14 protein-coding genes are annotated in these 16,011 nt (G+C 69.9%); 2 read left to right on the top strand and 12 right to left on the bottom strand.

What is annotated here, in order from left to right:
• Nucleotides 1-116: 116 nt before the first annotated feature.
• The 5 genes from ABZ906_RS05990 to ABZ906_RS05970 all read right to left on the bottom strand — a co-directional run bounded on the left by ABZ906_RS05990 (nucleotide 117) and on the right by ABZ906_RS05970 (nucleotide 7,952).
• Nucleotides 117-3,146, bottom strand: a complete 3,030-nt coding sequence (locus tag ABZ906_RS05990) for a glycoside hydrolase family 38 C-terminal domain-containing protein (protein WP_361377844.1) — start codon at nucleotides 3,144-3,146, stop codon at nucleotides 117-119.
• Between the two features lie 298 nt (nucleotides 3,147-3,444).
• Nucleotides 3,445-4,704 (bottom strand): glycosyl hydrolase, encoded by a 1,260-nt coding sequence (locus ABZ906_RS05985; RefSeq protein ID WP_361377841.1) that lies wholly within the window; start codon nucleotides 4,702-4,704, stop codon nucleotides 3,445-3,447.
• Between the two features lie 70 nt (nucleotides 4,705-4,774).
• Nucleotides 4,775-5,620 carry a carbohydrate ABC transporter permease gene (locus ABZ906_RS05980; RefSeq protein WP_361200189.1) on the bottom strand — a complete coding sequence of 282 codons (846 nt, stop codon included), beginning with the start codon at nucleotides 5,618-5,620 and terminating at the stop codon, nucleotides 4,775-4,777.
• An 89-nt stretch (nucleotides 5,621-5,709) separates the two neighbouring features.
• Nucleotides 5,710-6,645: a sugar ABC transporter permease gene (locus tag ABZ906_RS05975; protein WP_361200058.1), complete on the bottom strand. Its 936-nt coding sequence runs from the start codon at nucleotides 6,643-6,645 to the stop codon at nucleotides 5,710-5,712.
• 23 nt (nucleotides 6,646-6,668) lie between these two features.
• Complete coding sequence (locus ABZ906_RS05970) at nucleotides 6,669-7,952, bottom strand: extracellular solute-binding protein (protein ID WP_361200192.1); 1,284 nt, start codon at nucleotides 7,950-7,952, stop codon at nucleotides 6,669-6,671.
• A gap of 286 nt (nucleotides 7,953-8,238) precedes the next feature.
• Between ABZ906_RS05970 and ABZ906_RS05965 the strand changes: the two genes are divergently transcribed.
• Together ABZ906_RS05965 and ABZ906_RS05960 are read left to right on the top strand one after the other, a co-directional pair.
• Nucleotides 8,239-9,255, top strand: coding sequence for a LacI family DNA-binding transcriptional regulator (locus ABZ906_RS05965; RefSeq protein ID WP_361200061.1), 1,017 nt, complete (start codon nucleotides 8,239-8,241; stop codon nucleotides 9,253-9,255).
• A 46-nt stretch (nucleotides 9,256-9,301) separates the two neighbouring features.
• A complete protein-coding gene (locus ABZ906_RS05960) occupies nucleotides 9,302-9,667 on the top strand; it encodes a hypothetical protein (RefSeq protein ID WP_361377838.1) in 366 nt (121 codons plus the stop codon).
• A gap of 48 nt (nucleotides 9,668-9,715) precedes the next feature.
• On the opposite strand, the gene ABZ906_RS05955 is transcribed toward ABZ906_RS05960, so the two are convergent.
• The 7 genes from ABZ906_RS05955 to ABZ906_RS05925 all read right to left on the bottom strand — a co-directional run bounded on the left by ABZ906_RS05955 (nucleotide 9,716) and on the right by ABZ906_RS05925 (nucleotide 15,971).
• Entirely contained in the window at nucleotides 9,716-11,362 is a 1,647-nt protein-coding gene (locus tag ABZ906_RS05955; RefSeq protein ID WP_361377835.1) for an alpha-L-fucosidase, read from the bottom strand.
• 84 nt (nucleotides 11,363-11,446) lie between these two features.
• Entirely contained in the window at nucleotides 11,447-13,336 is a 1,890-nt protein-coding gene (locus ABZ906_RS05950) for a family 20 glycosylhydrolase (RefSeq protein ID WP_361378117.1), read from the bottom strand.
• 127 nt (nucleotides 13,337-13,463) lie between these two features.
• Nucleotides 13,464-13,730, bottom strand: a complete 267-nt coding sequence (locus ABZ906_RS05945; protein WP_361200069.1) for a DUF4235 domain-containing protein — start codon at nucleotides 13,728-13,730, stop codon at nucleotides 13,464-13,466.
• Nucleotides 13,727-14,164, bottom strand: a complete 438-nt coding sequence (locus tag ABZ906_RS05940; protein WP_361377832.1) for a DUF3618 domain-containing protein — start codon at nucleotides 14,162-14,164, stop codon at nucleotides 13,727-13,729. Before ABZ906_RS05940 ends, ABZ906_RS05945 begins: the two co-directional genes overlap by 4 nt.
• Nucleotides 14,161-14,589, bottom strand: a complete 429-nt coding sequence (locus tag ABZ906_RS05935) for a phage holin family protein (protein WP_361377829.1) — start codon at nucleotides 14,587-14,589, stop codon at nucleotides 14,161-14,163. The genes ABZ906_RS05940 and ABZ906_RS05935 overlap by 4 nt, the downstream gene beginning before the upstream one ends.
• A gap of 88 nt (nucleotides 14,590-14,677) precedes the next feature.
• A complete protein-coding gene (locus ABZ906_RS05930; protein ID WP_361200077.1) occupies nucleotides 14,678-15,664 on the bottom strand; it encodes a YihY/virulence factor BrkB family protein in 987 nt (328 codons plus the stop codon).
• Between the two features lie 133 nt (nucleotides 15,665-15,797).
• Nucleotides 15,798-15,971 carry a hypothetical protein gene (locus tag ABZ906_RS05925; RefSeq protein ID WP_167828876.1) on the bottom strand — a complete coding sequence of 58 codons (174 nt, stop codon included), beginning with the start codon at nucleotides 15,969-15,971 and terminating at the stop codon, nucleotides 15,798-15,800.
• Nucleotides 15,972-16,011: the final 40 nt, after the last annotated feature.

Here is a 16,011-nt window from a genome sequence, read left to right as displayed (position 1 = left end):
CGGCGGGGACCACCCGCCGGGGGTGCTCGTGGCCCGAGCGCCCCGGCACCGGTCGCTGGCCTCGACGACCAGGCCGTCCGGCGCCCGCGCCATCACTGCTCCCGCTCAGCCGGACATCACGCCCGCGTCAGCCGCAGCGTCACCAGCTCGAACGGCCGCAGCGCCAGCGCGACACCGTCGCCCGAGCGCTCCGGCGCCGAGGCATCGGCGAGAGGACGCTCAAGCAGATCCGTCACCTCGACGGAGCCGACCGGGAAGCCCGCCGTCAGCGTTGCCTTCGCCCGGCCACCGCGCGACTCGTGGAAGCGGACGACCACGTCACCGCTGCCGTCGTCGGCGAGCTTGACCGCCGTGACGACCACGGCGTCGTTGTCGACGGTCACCAGCGGGGTCACCTCGCCGCCGCCCGTGACCTGCCGCTCGGGCAGGTTGATCCGGTAGCCCTCCCGCACCGCGTCGCCGATCCCGGCCCCCGGCACCAGCGCGTGCCGGAAGCGGTGCACGCCCTGGTCCGTCTCAGGGTCGGGGAAGCGCGGGGCGCGCAGGAGCGAGGCGCGGACCGTCGTGGTCGTACCGGCGTCCGACGCGCGCACCGTACGCGTCACGTCATGGCCGTACGTCGAGTCGGTGACCAGGGCGACGCCCCAGCCCGGCTCCTCCACGTGCACGAAGCGGTGGTTGCACGCCTCGAACTTCGCGGCCTCCCAGCTCGTGTTGGTGTGCGTGGCCCGGTAGAAGTGACCGAACTGCGTCTCCGACGCGTACCGCTCGGCGTGGATGTCCAGCGGGAACGCCAGCTTCAGGAATTTCTCCGTCTCGTGCCAGTCGACCTCCGTGTCGATGTCCAGGCGCGTGGAGCCGGGCGCCAGGGAAAGCACCTGCGTGAGCCGCGAGTCGCCGAAGGTCCGCACGACACGGACCGACGCGCCGTCCTCGCCCGCCGCGACCTCGTCCGCGTCCGTGAGATCGGTGACCGTGTTGCGGTAGAACTCGTCGACGTCCCACGCGTCCCACATGTTCGGGAAGTCGGCGTGGATCTGCGGCAGGTTCGCCGCCTGGCCGGGCGCGACGGTCTCCCGGTCGGCCACGATGTCGTACGCCGACACGACAAGACCGCGCGCGTCGATCTCGACCCGCAGCAGGCCGTTGTCGAGGACGTAACCGCCTTCGCCGCGCGAGGCGATCGCCGACTGTCCTTCGACGACGGCGGGGCGCGCGCCGCCCGCCGGGACGCCGTCGCGGGTGTGCGGGGTGGAGTTGAAGACGAGGGCGGTGCCCGTGCCGCCGCCCTCCCCCGCGAGCGCGCGCTGAGCCGCGTCGATGATGCCGTTCAGCTCCTCGGCGACCTTCGCGTACGTCGCGCGCGCCTCGCGGTGCACCCAGGCGATGGACGAGCCGGGCAGGATGTCGTGGAACTGGTGGAGCAGGACGGTCTTCCAGATGCGGTCCAACTCCTCGTACGGGTAGGAGAATCCGTCCGCCCGCACAACGGCGGTGGCCGCCCACAGCTCCGCCTCGCGCAGCAGGTGCTCGCTGCGGCGGTTGCCCTGCTTGGTGCCCGCCTGGCTGGTGAGGGTGGCGCGGTGCAGCTCCAGATACAGCTCGCCCACCCAGACGGGAGCGTTCGGGTACTCCGCCTCGGCCTTCTCGAAGAAGGCGGCGGGGGTCTCCCACTCGACGGTCGCCGAGCCCTCCAGGTCGCGAAGGCGGCCCGCCTTCGCGATCATCTCGCGGGTGGTGCCGCCGCCTCCGTCGCCCCAGCCGGTCGGCGCCAGGGAGTGGCGGGCGACTCCCTTGTCCTTGAAGTTCTTCGCCGCGTGGGCGATCTCGCTGCCCTTCATCGAGCAGTTGTAGGTGTCGACGGGCGGGAAGTGCGTGAAGATCCGGGTCCCGTCGATGCCTTCCCAGTTGAAGGTGTGGTGCGGGAAGCGGTTGGTCTGCGACCAGGAGATCTTCTGCGTGAGCAGCCACTTCGAACCGGCGGCCTTGATGATCTGCGGAAGCCCCGCCGCGAACCCGAAGGTGTCGGGCAGCCACGCCTCGTCGTTCTCAACGCCGAACTCGTCCAGGAAGAACCGCTTGCCGTGCACGAACTGCCGGGCCATCGCCTCGGAGCCCGGCATGTTGGTGTCCGACTCGACCCACATGCCGCCCGCGGGCACGAACCGCCCGTCGGCGACCGCCTTCTTGACCTTCGCCCACACCTCGGGCCGGTGCTCCTTGACCCACGCCCACTGCTGCGCCTGCGACATGGCGAAGACGAAGTCCGGCTCGTCCTCGATGAGCGCGGTCATGTTGGACGTCGTACGGGCGACCTTGCGCACCGTCTCGCGCAGCGGCCACAGCCACGCGGAGTCGATGTGCGCGTGGCCGACGGCGCTGATGCGGTGGGCCGAGGGCTCGGCGGGGGTGGTGAGGACGCCTTCGAGCTCGGCGCGGGCGGCGGCGGCCGAGCCATTCACGTCCTGGAGGTCGACGGCGTCCAGGGCGCGGCCGATGGCACGCACGATCGCGTAACGGCGACCGGAGTCCTCGGGCAGCTCCTGCATGAGCTCGCCCAGCACTTCGAGGTCGATGACCAACTGCCACACCGTCTCGTCGAAGACGGCGAGGTCCATGCGGGCGAGCTTGTACTGGGGCTCGCTGCCGGCCGTCTCCTTGTCGCCGAGCTGGGTGGGCAGGAAGGGGTGGTAGTCGAGGATGACGGGGTTGGACGCGGCCTCGACGTGCAGGTGGACGTCCTCGCCGCCGGTTGCCGGGGCGGCGACACGTACCCACTGGTTGCGGGGGTTGAGGCCCTTCACCGGGGTGCCGTCGGGGCGGTAGACCAGGCCTTCGCACTGGAAGCCGGGCATGTTCTCGTCGAAGCCGAGGTCGAGGATGGCCTCGACCGTCTTCCCCGCCCACTCCTCGGGGACGGTGCCGGTCACCCGGAACCAGCTGGTGGCCCAGGGAGCACCCCAGGCGGCCCCGACCTTCGTCGGCTCGGGGGTGGCGGCGAGGCCTTCCGCCACGGGCACGGGCTCGCCCGGGGCGGTCCATACGGCGACGTCCAGGGGAACGGACTCGGGGTAGACGGCGGGCCGGATGCGCTCGTCGAGGACGCGCTTGAGCCGGGCCTCTATAAGGGTGCGGTCGTCGTGCATGTTCTCTCCGTGATGTTGGTGCGGGTGCGTGGGGGTTGTGGTGCGAGGCTTCCTTTCCCCAACCCCGCCCCTTCCCGAAAACCCGCTGCGCAGGGGCCTCGGTCGCCGACCGATCACCGGCTCCGCCGAGTTCGTCCTCAAACGCCGGACGGGCTTGAATTCCCGCCGGCCGGGGAAAATTCTCAGCCCGTCCGGCGTTTGAGGCCATCTTGTACGGGGTCTGGGGCGGAGCCCCGGGTAGGCCCCCGCGCCGAGCGGGTTTTCGGGAAGGGGCGGGGTTGGGGAAAGGATCTTGGACCTAGCCGACCTCCCCGGGTCGAACGACCTCCACGATGCCCCGCGAAGCGAGGTGCTCCTGATCCCCCGCCCGGCTCGCAAGCACCGCCGTGGGCCGTACCCCGTCCCCCACCAGCCGGACGAACGCCTCGAACACCGCTCCCCCCGGAGCACACGCGGACCGCCGCGAGGCGGAGTCGTCCACGACCACCGCGGTAGTCCGGACCGCAGGCGCGTACTCCCTCCCCCGCCACTCCTCGGCGAGGCGAGCCAACACCTCACCCCCGGGCTTGACCTTCCCCTCATTGGTCAGCAGCCCCAGGCTGTACTCAAGTTCGGGGAAATCGGAAAGCGACCGCGACACATCGTGCGAGCACCACCACGTCACCCCCCACACATCCGCACAGTCGAGCGCCGCCGCCACCGTCGCCTCGGTGAAGGACGCCGCATGCTCGGCCGGGATGAGAGGCGCGGGCGCGCCGACCTCCTGGAGCCACACGGGACGGTGCGGATCGTCCGCCCATGCCTTGGACAGCTCGATCATGTACGCCGCGTGGTGCGCGGTGGCGACCCCCTCACGGCCGTGCCGCTGCGCCGTGCCGTTGAACACCCAGGAGTGCACGGCGGTCGCGCCGCCGAGCCGCGCCGCCTGGGCCGGGGTGAAGGGCTGGTCGTCCTGGTACCAGGCGGCGTCGTACTCGGCATGGAGGTGCAGCTTGCCCGGCGCCCCCTCCTCGCACGCGGCGAGGACCCGCCGCAGCCACTCCCCCGCCTGTTCTTCGGTGATGCGGTCCGGGTCGGGATGCGGCCCCGCCGAGAACTGGTTGACCTCGTTGCCGATGGTCATGCCGATGAAGTTCGGCCGGTCGGCGAGGGCGGCGGCGAGCGTACGCAGGTAGGCGGCCTCCCCCTCCACCACGTCGGGGTCGGTGAAGATGTTCCGCCGGTGCCACGTCTGCGTCCACGCGGGCAGGAAGTCGAAGCTGGACAGGTGGCCCTGGAGTCCGTCGACGTTGACGTCGAGCCCGCGCTCGGCCGCGGCATCGGCGAGGTCGACGAGCTGCTCCACGGCGCGCGGCCGGATCAGGGTGCGGTTGGGCTGGAAGTACGGCCAGATCGGGAAGACCCGGATGTGGTCGAGGCCGAGCGCGGCGATCGCGTCGAGATCGCCGCGCACGGCGTCGATGTCGAAGTCGAGCCAGTGGTGGAACCACCCCTGGCTGGGGGTGTAGTTGGCTCCGAAGCGAGGCGCTGCGGAAGGCTCACGGGTCGTACGAGGCATGCGAGTCCTGGTTCTTGGGGGGAGTGCGGGGCCCGCCGGGGGCCCGGTGTGCCGGAGAGGAGACGACGGCTCAGCCCTTGACGGCCCCCTCGCCCACCCCGCGGAAGAAGTACCGCTGGAGGCAGCCGAAGAGCACGATCAGCGGCAGCACGGCGATGACCGTGCCCGCGGCGACGAGCCGTTCGTCGTTGGCGAAGGTGCCGTGCAGGTAGTTCAGGCCGATGGTCAGGGTGAATCGGTCCGGGTCGCTCAGCACGATCAGCGGCCACAGGAAGTCGTCCCAGGCGCCCATGAAGGCGAAGATCGCCACCACGGCGAGCGTGCCCTTGACCGCGGGCAGGGCGATCCGCAGGAAGCGCTGCCAGACGTTCGCGCCGTCGACGTACGCGGCTTCCTCGATCTCGTAGGGCAGATTGAGGAAGGCGTTGCGCATCAGCAGGACGTTGAGCGCGGAGACGCAGCCGGGCAGCAGCACACCGATGAGGGTGTTGTTCAGGCCCAGCTCCCGCATGGTCGTGAACTGCGCGATGATGATGCCCTCGACGGGCACCAGCATGGCGAGGATGAAGACGATCGTCGCCGCTCTGCGGCCGCGGTAGCGCAGGCGCGCGAGGGCGTAGCCGGCGAGGGTGGCGCCCACGCAGTTGGTCACCACGTTCGCGGCGGCCACCTTGAGGGAGTTGAGCGCGTAGTCCCAGACGGGGATGGTGTCGGCGACCCGCTCGTAGTTGTGGAGGGTCGGGCTGCTCGGCAGGAATTCGGGTGGGGAGCTGAAGATGTTCTCGTGCGGCCCCTTGAGGGACGTGGACAGTTGCCAGAGGAACGGCCCGATCATCAGGGCGAGGACGGCGAGCAGGAGCAGATAGCGCAGGACGATCTCCCATACGGGCATCCGGCGGCCGTTCTCGTCGGTGATCCGCCCGCGCTTGCGGGCGCCGCTCTTGCGGACCTTGCCCTGCGTCTTCGGCTGTGCCTGCTCGGCTTTCCGCGTGTCCGTCGCGATGCTCACGCGTCCTCCTTCCGGTCCGCGCGCAGCACGAGCAGCATCAGCGCGACGGTGACGACGAAGACGACGACCGAGATGGCCGACGCGTACCCGACGCGGCCGGTCAGGCCGGTGCCGACGCGCTGCACCAGCATCACGAGCGTGGTGTCCTCGCCCGCGGGGCCGCCGTTGGGTCCTGCCATCAGATAGACCTCGGAGAACACCTTGAAGGCGGCGACCGAGGACAGCGCGGCGACCAGGACCATCGTGGAGCGCACCGCGGGCACGGTGACGGTGAAGAAGCGGCGTACGGAGCCCGCGCCGTCCACCGACGCCGCCTCGTGCAGCTCGCGCGGCACGTTGGCGAGCGCGGCCAGGTAAATGATCATGTAGTAGCCGAGGCCTTTCCAGACCGTGACGGTCATGGCGCTCAGCAGGAGCAGCCACTGGTCGCTGAGGAAGCCGACCGAGCCGACACCCACCGCCTCCAGTACCGCGTTCACCAGGCCCCGTTCATCCAGCATCCACACCCAGATCAGGCCCACCACGACGATGGACGCGACCACCGGCGTGTAGAAGGCGGACCGGAAGAAGGTGATGCCGGGGATGTGTTTCTGGACGAGCATCGCGAGCAGCAGCGGCAGCAGCACGAGCGCGGGGACGACCCCGACGATGTACAGCGTCGAGTTGCGAAGCCCGATCCAGAACATGTCGTCGTGCAGCAGCTCACGGAAGTTGTCCAGGCCGACGTACTCGCCCGGTATCAGGGTCCGCTTGTCGGTGAAGGAGTTGATGAGCGTGCTGACGAACGGATAGAGGATGAAGATGCCGACGATCAGCAGTCCGGGGGCGGCGAACAGCCAGGGACTGGAGGGCAGTTGACGCCTGATGCTCTTGCGTGGCCTGCCGTCGTCGGCCGCGGCGCGGGGAGCGGGCGCGGCACTGGAGCTTTTCATGGTGGTGGTCCCGTGTCGTCTTCTCAGCTCTGCTGCAACAGCCGGTCGCAGTTCTTGACAGCGTTGTCAAGCGCTTCCTTCGGGCTCTCCTTGCCCTGGAGGGCCTTGCCCACGCTGTTGCGCAGCTCGATCTTCATCTGCTCGCTGAACAGCACCGGCGTGTAATTCACCGCGGTCTTGATGGACTTGGCGGCGGCGATGCGTACGCGGGTGTCGTCCGTCCCGTCCTCCTTGGTGAAGTACGGGTCGTCGAGCGAGCCCTCCGTGCTGGGGAAGATCGCGACCTTCTTGGCGAAGGACATCTGGTGCTGGGCGTCCGTGACGTAGTGGGCGAAGGCCACGGCGGCGGGCGTCTGCTTGGTGCGGGTGTTCACCATCACCCCCATCACGTACATGTTGTCCTTGCCGGTGTTCGTGATCTGCGGGGTGATCCCGATGTTCTTGTAGAGGGAGGGCGCCTCCTTCTTGAACTTGCCGAGGTCCAGGGCGCTTCCGGGGTTCATGGCGACGGCCTCGGTGAGGAACTTCTTGCCCGTCGACTCGGGCGTCGCGTTGAGCGCCTGCCCGTCGAGCGCCTTGGCGTCGTACAACTCCTTGTACTTCTTGAGGAGTTCCACGCCCTTGGGGCCGTTGAAGGTGAACTTGGTCCCCTCCTTGTCCATCAGGGGGACGCCGTAGCGGCCGAAGTCCTCGATGGTGGGGATGTTGGCGAGCGTGGCGGTCTTTCCCTTGCTCTTCTTCGACAACTGCAGCGCGTCGTCGAAGAGTTCGTCGTACGTCTTCGGGGGCTTGTCGGCGTCGAGCCCCGCGTCCTTGAAGATCCGCTTGTTGTAGAAGAGCGGGCCCGTGTTCAGGTACCAGGGGAAGGCGTACGTGCCCTCCGTGCCCGGTATCTGGTGGCTCTTCCACGCCCCCGGCAGGTACTCCTTCTCGTACTTGCCAGCGGCCTTGTCGAGATCGAGGGCGAGTCCGGCCTTGGCGAGCGGGGCCACCAGGTCGGGCGAGACGTTCACGACGTCCGGGAGGGTGCCGGCGGCGGCGTCGGCGCTGATCTTGTCGGCGTAGCCCTCGCCGGGCTGGTCGACCCAGTGCACCTTCGTGCCCGGGTACTTCTTCTCGAAGCCGTCGACGACGCCCTCGAAGTACGACTTGAAGTTGGCCTTCAGGTTCCAGGTCTGGAAGGTGATCTCACCCTCGATCTTGCCCGAAGCGTCCGTCGAACCGCCGCCGTCACCTCCGTCTCCGCAGGCGCTCAGCGGCAGGAGCACGGCGATGGCGGCGGCAGCGGCGGCTGCCCTTCTGGGGATGCGGGGGTGATGGGAGATGCGCACGGTGAAACGGCTCCTTTGCTCGGCCCAGCGTGAGGCTGACCTTGCATGGAGCTCCGGTAAAAAGTCAATGGATTCGTTGAATAATCCTCGCCGACCTCGCCACAACCGCCTCAACTACGCAGGTCAGAGCGGTGCATTCAACTCCTTGCGGGGAACGACTAATGCGCTTTAGAGTGTGCTGGCTCAAGCGCATTAGTTGGAGCGCCACAGGAAAGGGGCAACACCGGTGCAAGGCAAGCGGTCCCCGGCACGCCGGCCGACCATGAAGGACATCGCGCGCCGCGCCGGAGTCTCCGAGAGCGCCGTGTCCTTCGCGCTCAACGACCGGCCGGGCGTCTCCGACATCACCCGCGACCGGGTCCGCAGGGTCGCCGAGCAACTGGGCTGGCATCCGAGCACGGCGGCACGCGCGCTGTCCGGCGAGGGCGCGGCGACGGTGGGGCTCGTGGTGGCGCGGCCCGCGGGGACGCTGGGCGTCGACTCGTTCTTCCTGCAGCTGATCTCGGGCATCCAGGAGGTCCTGGCGGAGCGTCAGCTGGGCCTGCTCTTCCAGGTGGCCGAGGACGTGGACGCCGAGTGCGCGGTCTACCAGCGGTGGTGGGCCGAGCGCCGGGTGGACGGTGTCCTGGTCGTGGACCCGCGCACGGACGATCCCCGCCCGGCGCTCCTCGACGAACTGGGGCTGCCCGCCGTGGTCACGGGCGGCGTGCCGGACCCGGACGCGCACCACCCCGCCCTCTCCACCGTCTGGGCGGACGACGCGGGCGCGATGGCGGCGATCGTGGACCATCTCCACGCCCTCGGCCATCGCCGCATCGTGCACATCGCGGGCCTGCCCGGACTCGCTCACACGGAGCGGCGCATGCGGACGCTGCGCGCCGAGGCGAAGCGGCGGGGCCTGTCCGAGGTCCGCTCGGTGACCACGGACTACTCGGACGCGGAGGGCGCGGCGGTGACCCGGCGCATGCTCTCCGCCGCGTCGCCGCCGACGGCCCTCGTATACGACAACGACGTGATGGCCGTCGCCGGGGTCGCCGCGGCGGCCTCGCTGGGGTTCGCCGTACCGGGGGACGTCTCGGTGATCGCCTGGGAGGACTCGGCGCTGTGCCGGATGGTGCACCCGTGGCTGACGGCACTGTCGCGCGACACGATGTCCTTCGGCCGGACGGCGGCGCGCGAACTCCTCTCCCTCCTGGACGACGGCCCCGCGGCCACGGTCCAGGTACCGCTGCCCACCCTCATCGAACGGGAGAGCACGGGTCGGGTGGCCGGGGACTGAACTACCCGGCGGCAGCTCTGTCGTACCCCGCCCTTACGGTGCCGGTATGGCGGACATCTACGAACTCACGATCGCGCTTGACCTGCGTGACGGTCTCTCCGAGGCGGAGGTCGCGGAACTCCGGGTCCATCTCGACCAGGACGAGTTCCACGGCGCGGCCTGGAAGGTGGGCGGAGCCCTCACCTCCGCGTTGCTTTCGCGCGACGGCGGCTGGGCGTTGACCGCACGGCAGGAGGTGCACCCGGACGACTTCGATCGGGTCGGTGAACTGCTCGTGTGGCTCGCGGCCAGGGCCGAGGGCCATCACACGCGGTTCGACGGCTCCGTCCGCGTCGGCTGGATCAGGTTCTACGAGGAGGACCTGCCCACCCCGCTGGTGGTACGCAACGGCGGGGTCGAGTGGCCCTCGTAAGGGACGCGGGCCACGCTCACGGTCGAGCGCGGCCCGCGAGGGAGACCCCTACACCCGCGACCGGTAGAGGCCGAACTCCGCGAGCCGCACCGCCCCTCGCGACCCCGTCACCCGCAGCCGCCACTCCCGTGCCCGTACCGGCGCGGCGAGGGTCAGGACCCGGCTCGCGCCCACCGTGTCCGCCTCCGTCACGAGGGACCACCCGGAACCGCCGGACGTCCGTGCCTCAATCACCGCGTGTTCCAGCTGCTGGCCTCGCCGGACGTCCTCGCCGAGCCTGATCCGGTCGACCTCGCGGGCCTTGCCCAGGTCGACCGTGAGCGTCCCGCGGGAGGGCGCCGGGCACTCCCACGCCGTGTCCGGGTCTCCGTCGACGGCGGACGACGCGCGGCGGCCGTCACCGCGGGCCCGCGCACCCCGCGCGAAGTCCTCCGGCAGTTCCCGCCCGATCCGCTCGCGGAACTCCCGGAGCCGCGCCACGTCCGCCGCCGGGAGCAGGCCCTGCTTGTCCGGCGGGATGTTCAGGAGCAGTACCGAGTTCCGGCCCACCGAGCGGAACCAGATGTCCGTCAACTGCTCGACGGACTTGGGTTGTTCGTCCTCGTGGTAGAACCACCCGGGTCGGATCGACACGTCGCACTCCGCCGGCCACCACTGCACGTACCGGGCGACGGACCTTGCCTCGGCGAGGGCTTCCCGGCTCCCCTGGTCGGGCGCGTCGTACTTCAGGGCGTAGTCGATGCTGCCGTTCCCCGAGTCCTTGACGGGGACGACGCTCCACTCGTTCTCGCGGGCGAGCCCGCCCTCGTTGCCGACCCACCGGACGTCGGGCCCGCGCACGGCGATCGCCGCGTCCGGCGCCAGGGCGCGGATGACCGCGTACCAGCTGTCCCAGTCGTACGTCTCCACCTTCTCCGGCGGGATGCGCCCCTGGGCCCCGTCGAACCAGACCTCGTCGACGGGCCCGTACTCGGTGAGCACCTCGTAGAGCTGGTTGAGCATGTGGGCGCCGTAGTCGGTCGCCTCCAGCGTGAACGACCGCGTGGCCGCGGCGTCCGCCCGGTCGTCGCCCTCCACCGGCGTGGGAATGGTGCGCGGCGCGCGTGCGCTGCCGTTGGCGTAGACGCCGTGCAGGTACTGGTTCTCGTCGGCGGGCGAGATGTAGACGCCCACCTTGATGCCGTACCGGCGCAGCGAGTCGGCGAACGAGCGCAGTACGTCGCCCTCGCCGCCCCGCCAACTGCTGCTGATCACACTGTGCTTGGTGTACCGCGAGGGGTAGAGCACGAAGCCGTCGTGGTGCTTGACGGTGAGGATGGCGAGTTTGAAACCGCCGTCGCGCAGGGCCCGCGCCCACTGGTCGGTGTCGAGCCCTGACGGCTGGAAGACGTCCGGGTCCTCGTCGCCCGTGCCCCATTCGAGGCCGGTGAAGGTGTTGACGCCGAAGTGCAGGAACGCGGTCTGTTCGAGGCGCTGCCAGGCGATCTGCCGTTCGGTGGGCCGGACCCGGGAGGCCTTGGCGACGACCTCCTCGGCGGAGTCCTCGGGGCTGATCGGGATGCGGTAGGGCGGTTCGGGTGCGGCGGAAGCGGCCGTGCCGAGGGAGCCGGGTGCGGCGAGCGCGAGGGAACTGCTCGACGCGGCGACCGCCGTGGTGACGGCGGCGGTCACGAAGAGGCGTCTGCTGACTGTCATGGGGGTGCGGGTCTCCCTGTCGGATCTCGGGGCGATGGGATCAGCGGGATGAGCGGGATGAGCGGACCGGATGAGCCAGAGGGATCAGCGGGGCGTCAACGTCCAGTTCGCGGGCGTCTTTTGATCGCCCGGGTACTGCTGGAGCCGCCCGTCATCGGTGACGTGCACGGACATCTGGGTGATCGCGTTCATGAGCCGGAAGCCACTCCCGGCCTTGACCAGCTGCCACCGCTGGAGTGTGTTCGCCGCGTCGCACGCTTCGTGCGTGACCGCACTGCCAGGCTCCAGCGGCACGTTGAGCGTGAGCTTTCCGCTGCGGGTCTCCAAGCAGGTGCCGTTCGTCGCGGACTTCAGCGTGACGTAGCCGTCGGCGGTGCGCTTGATCTCGTACGCGGCGGGCTTCGCATGCCCCTTGGTGTCGCGCAGGGTGTACGTACCGTCGGCCACCGGCGTCTTCGTCAGGTCCCGCCAACCCGGCGCGTGTCCGACGGACTTGGCGCGAGCGGTGAAGTCGGCGTACGTCGGGTCGGGGTGCGCCGACCCCCAGGTGACCTGGGCGACATGGCTGAGCGGCATCGCCATGGAGGCCGCGACCTCGTTCTCGGTCTCGCCCTTGCCGTTGTCCGGCCAGAGGCTGATCTTCGCGCCGGTGACGCCGTCCCGTGAGGCGAGCGTCTCCCCCTCGAACTGCCGGGGGTCCCACGCCTTGTCGTACAGCGCCTTGGTGTCGGTGTGGAAGCCGCCGCGGACGAGGTAGAGGGAGTAGGCGGCGTTCTGCAACGGGTAGCCACGCGCGATGAGTTCGCTCGGCTTGGTCTTCACGTCGAGCCAGTGCTCCACGCTCGTCCCCGCCGCGACCGGCACGGTGTTGGCGCCGGTCAGGCCATCGTTCCAGATGCGCAGCTGCTTGCCCTTGCCCTTCGCGTACGCGTGCACGCGGTTGACGAAGTCGACGAAGGCGTCCTGCGGGGTCGCCTTCTCGCCGTACTTCTTGCGCGCGTATTCGAGGATGTGGGGGTACTTGGCGAAGTCGGAGCCGAGCATGTACTCGTCGGCGCCCATGTGCCAGGACTTCGCGGGGAACACCTCGGCGTACTCGTCGATGAGGCTCGTGTAGTACGCGAAGGCCTCGTCCTTGGTGATGTCGAGGCGCGACGGCTGCGGCTTGCCGTCGGAGTCGGTGAGCTGGAGGTCGGTGCGCTTCTCCAGCCAGGGGTCCATGTGGCCCGGCGAGTTGATCTCCGGGGTGATCGTGACGTGGTACTTCTCGCCGAGGGCGACGAGGCGCCGTATCTCGCTCTTGGTGTAGTAGCCCCAGCTGTTGGCCCCGGGGTGCTGGTCACTCTTCACCTTGAGTTCGAGGAGCAGCTGGTTCTGCTTGTTGTACGCCATGTCGCGTACGAGGTTCTCCAGCCAGGGCGTCGAGACGTGGATGTAGCAGGCGCAGACGCCCACCCCGCGCTCCTTGTACTGCGGCACGTCGACGGTGCGTCCGGCCGGGACGCGGTCGCTCTGCGCGAGGAGCTGGAGGACGGTGCGGGTGCCGTAGAAGACACCGGTTCCGGTGGCCCCGGTGATCTCCAGGCGGTCGCCCGCGCGCAGGTCGTATCCCTCGGCGCCCAGTGCCTTGCGCGCGGGGGCGACGTCGATCACGATGTCGCCGTCGCGCGGGGAGCCGCCGGTGACCGGCGTCCGGCCCTCGCCCGCGGCACGCAGGTCGTCGGCGAGAGTGCGGGCGGCCTCGCGGGCAGCCGGGTCGTGCGCGACGATCCGGGTTCCGGGGCCGAAGGCGTAACTCCCCTTCCCCGGCGTCCAGTCGGTGAGCGCGGGGACGGTGCGGGGCGGGCCCGCGGCGGGCTGCGGGGTCCCGGCGGCCTGAGCCGCCGGGACCGGCGCCGCGAGCAGCAGCAGGGCCACCGCGGCGCCGCTCAGCCGACGGAGCCGCCCTGGCCGCACACGGGGCGCGAGCATCATGCGCATGTCAGTCATGACATCCGATGATTCAAGCGCCCCATGTGGGTGTCAATGCATTGCCCCCGACGGGGACTTGGACATTTGCACTGCCTCAAGCCGATCCATCGGATGAATCCCGGCCGGGGTCTCAGCCCGGCCAGGTGCCCGTCAACCGGCGGGTGGCGACAGCGCCACCGCGGTCGACGGCCGCCTTGACCAGGGCGAAGATCGCACCCTGCAGCGTGGCCGCCAGCAGGATCTCGCCCCAGCCGCGGTCCTCGTCGGTGGCGTCGGGTGCGTCCTCGTCATGTCCGGCCACCTTCCACGCCTGCTTGAACAACCCGCCGGCGGCCACACCGGCGAGCGCGCCGAGCGCCATCCCTACCGGCTTGTACGCGATCTTCGAGGCCTTCACACCGCGCTCCCGTGCTTCCTCTTGCGCCGCACCAGGACGTACGCGGCGGCCAGCGCGGCGCCACCGGCGATGAAGGCGGTGCGGCGGTTACGGACCTGCTCGGGCGCCTTGTCCTGCCAGACCTCCGTGGCCTGCCCCGCCGCGGCCTTCACCTGCCCGGTGGCGGCGGCCGCCTTGTCCTTGACCTGGTCGGGCACCTTGTCCTGGAGCGCGTGGGCGGCCTCGGTGGCCTTGGCCACCGCCTGCCCGCTCAGCTCCGCGGCCTTCTCGGCCGTCTGGCCCTTGATGGCGACGGCCTTCTCCTGCGCGCGTGCCTTGACGTCCGCCTTGGCCGCCAGCGCCTCGACCGTCTCGCCCAGATCCTGGCGGGTCTGCTCGACCTTGTCGCGCAGCTCCCCGGAACCGGCGGCGTGCTTGTCGTGGGACTGGGTCATCGGTGTGCACTCTCCTTGATCTCTGCGACATTGGCCTTCACGCCGCCGATGGCCTGCTCGGGGATCGGCGGGGCGGCCCGGCCCACTTCCTTCTTGCCGGTCATCGCCAGGACCGCGGCGACCAGGCCGAGGACAGCGGTGACGATCAGCCCCGCGGCCCACACCGGCAGCGGCACCGCGAGCGCCGCGATCGCGGTGGCGACGAGGGCCTGCAGGGTGAGGAAGCCGGCGAGACCGGCTCCGCCGAACAACCCGCCGCCCTTGCCGTAGCGCCTGGTCTTCTCCTTCATCTCGGCCTGCGCCAGACGCATCTCGCCGCGCACCAGCTCCGTCAGCTGCTGGGAAGCGCGCTGCACGAGGTCACCCACCGGCTCGCTGCCGGTGGCGGTCTGTCCGCCGGTGGTGTGCGGACCTGTCTGGGCCATCGTCATCAACCTCCTGTCTGTTCTGCGGCCGGGTACCCCGATCTCCTCGATCGGCACATGGCAGGGCCGCCGTTCGTACCGGGCGGCGTCACTCCTCCATGCGCCGGTGGTCCTCCTCGTCCCACGCGCGGGTGTCGCGGGGCGGCATGTAGGGCTCCTCCTCGGGGGGAAGCCCACCGGCGATGGCACGCTGCCGGGACAGTTCGGCGTCGAACTCCAGGCCGAGCAGGATCGCGATGTTGCTGAGCCACAGCCACACGAGGAAGATGATCACGCCGGCGAGCGCGCCGTAGGTCTTGTTGTAGGAGCCGAAATTGCTCACGTAGAAGGCGAATCCGGCCGAGGCGACCAGCCAGATCACCAGGGCGACCACGCTGCCGGGGCTGACCCACCGGAAGCCGCGGCCCTTCACGTTCGGCGTCGCCCAGAACAGCAGCGCGACCATGAAGGTCACCAGGACGACGAGAACCGGCCACTTCGCGATCGACCACACGGTCAGCGCCGCGTCACCGAACCCGAGCGCCGAACCCACGGTGTGGGCGAGACCGCCCGTGAACACCACGATGAGCGCGCTGATGACCGCGAGGATCAGGAGCACCACCGTCACGCCCACCCGCACCGGGAGCACCTTCCATATGGGCCGCCCCTCGGGCATGTCGTACACGGCGTTGGCGGTACGGATGAACGCCCCCACGTATCCGGAGGACGCCCACACCGCGAGGACGATGCCAACCACCGCCATGAGGGAGCCGAAACCGCCCTCGCCCCGCAGCTGCTCGACCGCATCGCTGATGATGTCCTTCGCCGAGCCGGGCGCGAGCTTCTCCAGGTTCTCCAGGAGCCAGTCGATGGCCGACTCCCCCACGACACCGAGGAGGGAGACGAGCACCAGGAGCATCGGGAACAGCGAGAGGACGCCGTAGTAGGTCAGCGCCGCGGCGCGATCGGCCAGCTCGTCGTCCTGGAACTCCTTGAATACTCCGGTGACGACCGCCTTCCAGGACCGCTTCGGCAGTTGCGTGGGTTCGACCAGCGTGGGTTCCGCGCCGTGCTCGGCATCCGATGTTCCGCTCATACATTCCGGAGTAACCCGCAACCGCCCGACCATGCACGGCGGCCGCGAACGGCGGGCCCCGGACACGCCGCGTGCCCCCTGCCGGGATCAGAAGACCTGAAACCGGCAGGGGGCACGCGGCGAAGCGGAAGGATCAGTCGATACCGGGGAGGATGTGCGGCTCCGCGAGGTCGTCCTCGTAGCCGGCGAGCCGGATCGGGGCCGCCTTGGCCCACGAGTCCAGGTTGCTGAGCTTGCGTGGCCTGCCGGCCCGCTCGCCCCCGCGCTCCGCCGGTCGCTTTTCCTGCTTCGTCAGATCTGGTGTCACCGCGCACTCCTCTGTGTCGCGTAACGGAAGGACAAAGGCA

Origin of the sequence: Streptomyces sp. NPDC046925, from assembly GCF_040644915.1 — a bacterium.
In the GTDB taxonomy this organism is placed as follows: Bacteria; Actinomycetota; Actinomycetes; order Streptomycetales; family Streptomycetaceae; genus Streptomyces.
This window is presented reverse-complemented; position numbering and strand designations above follow the sequence as displayed.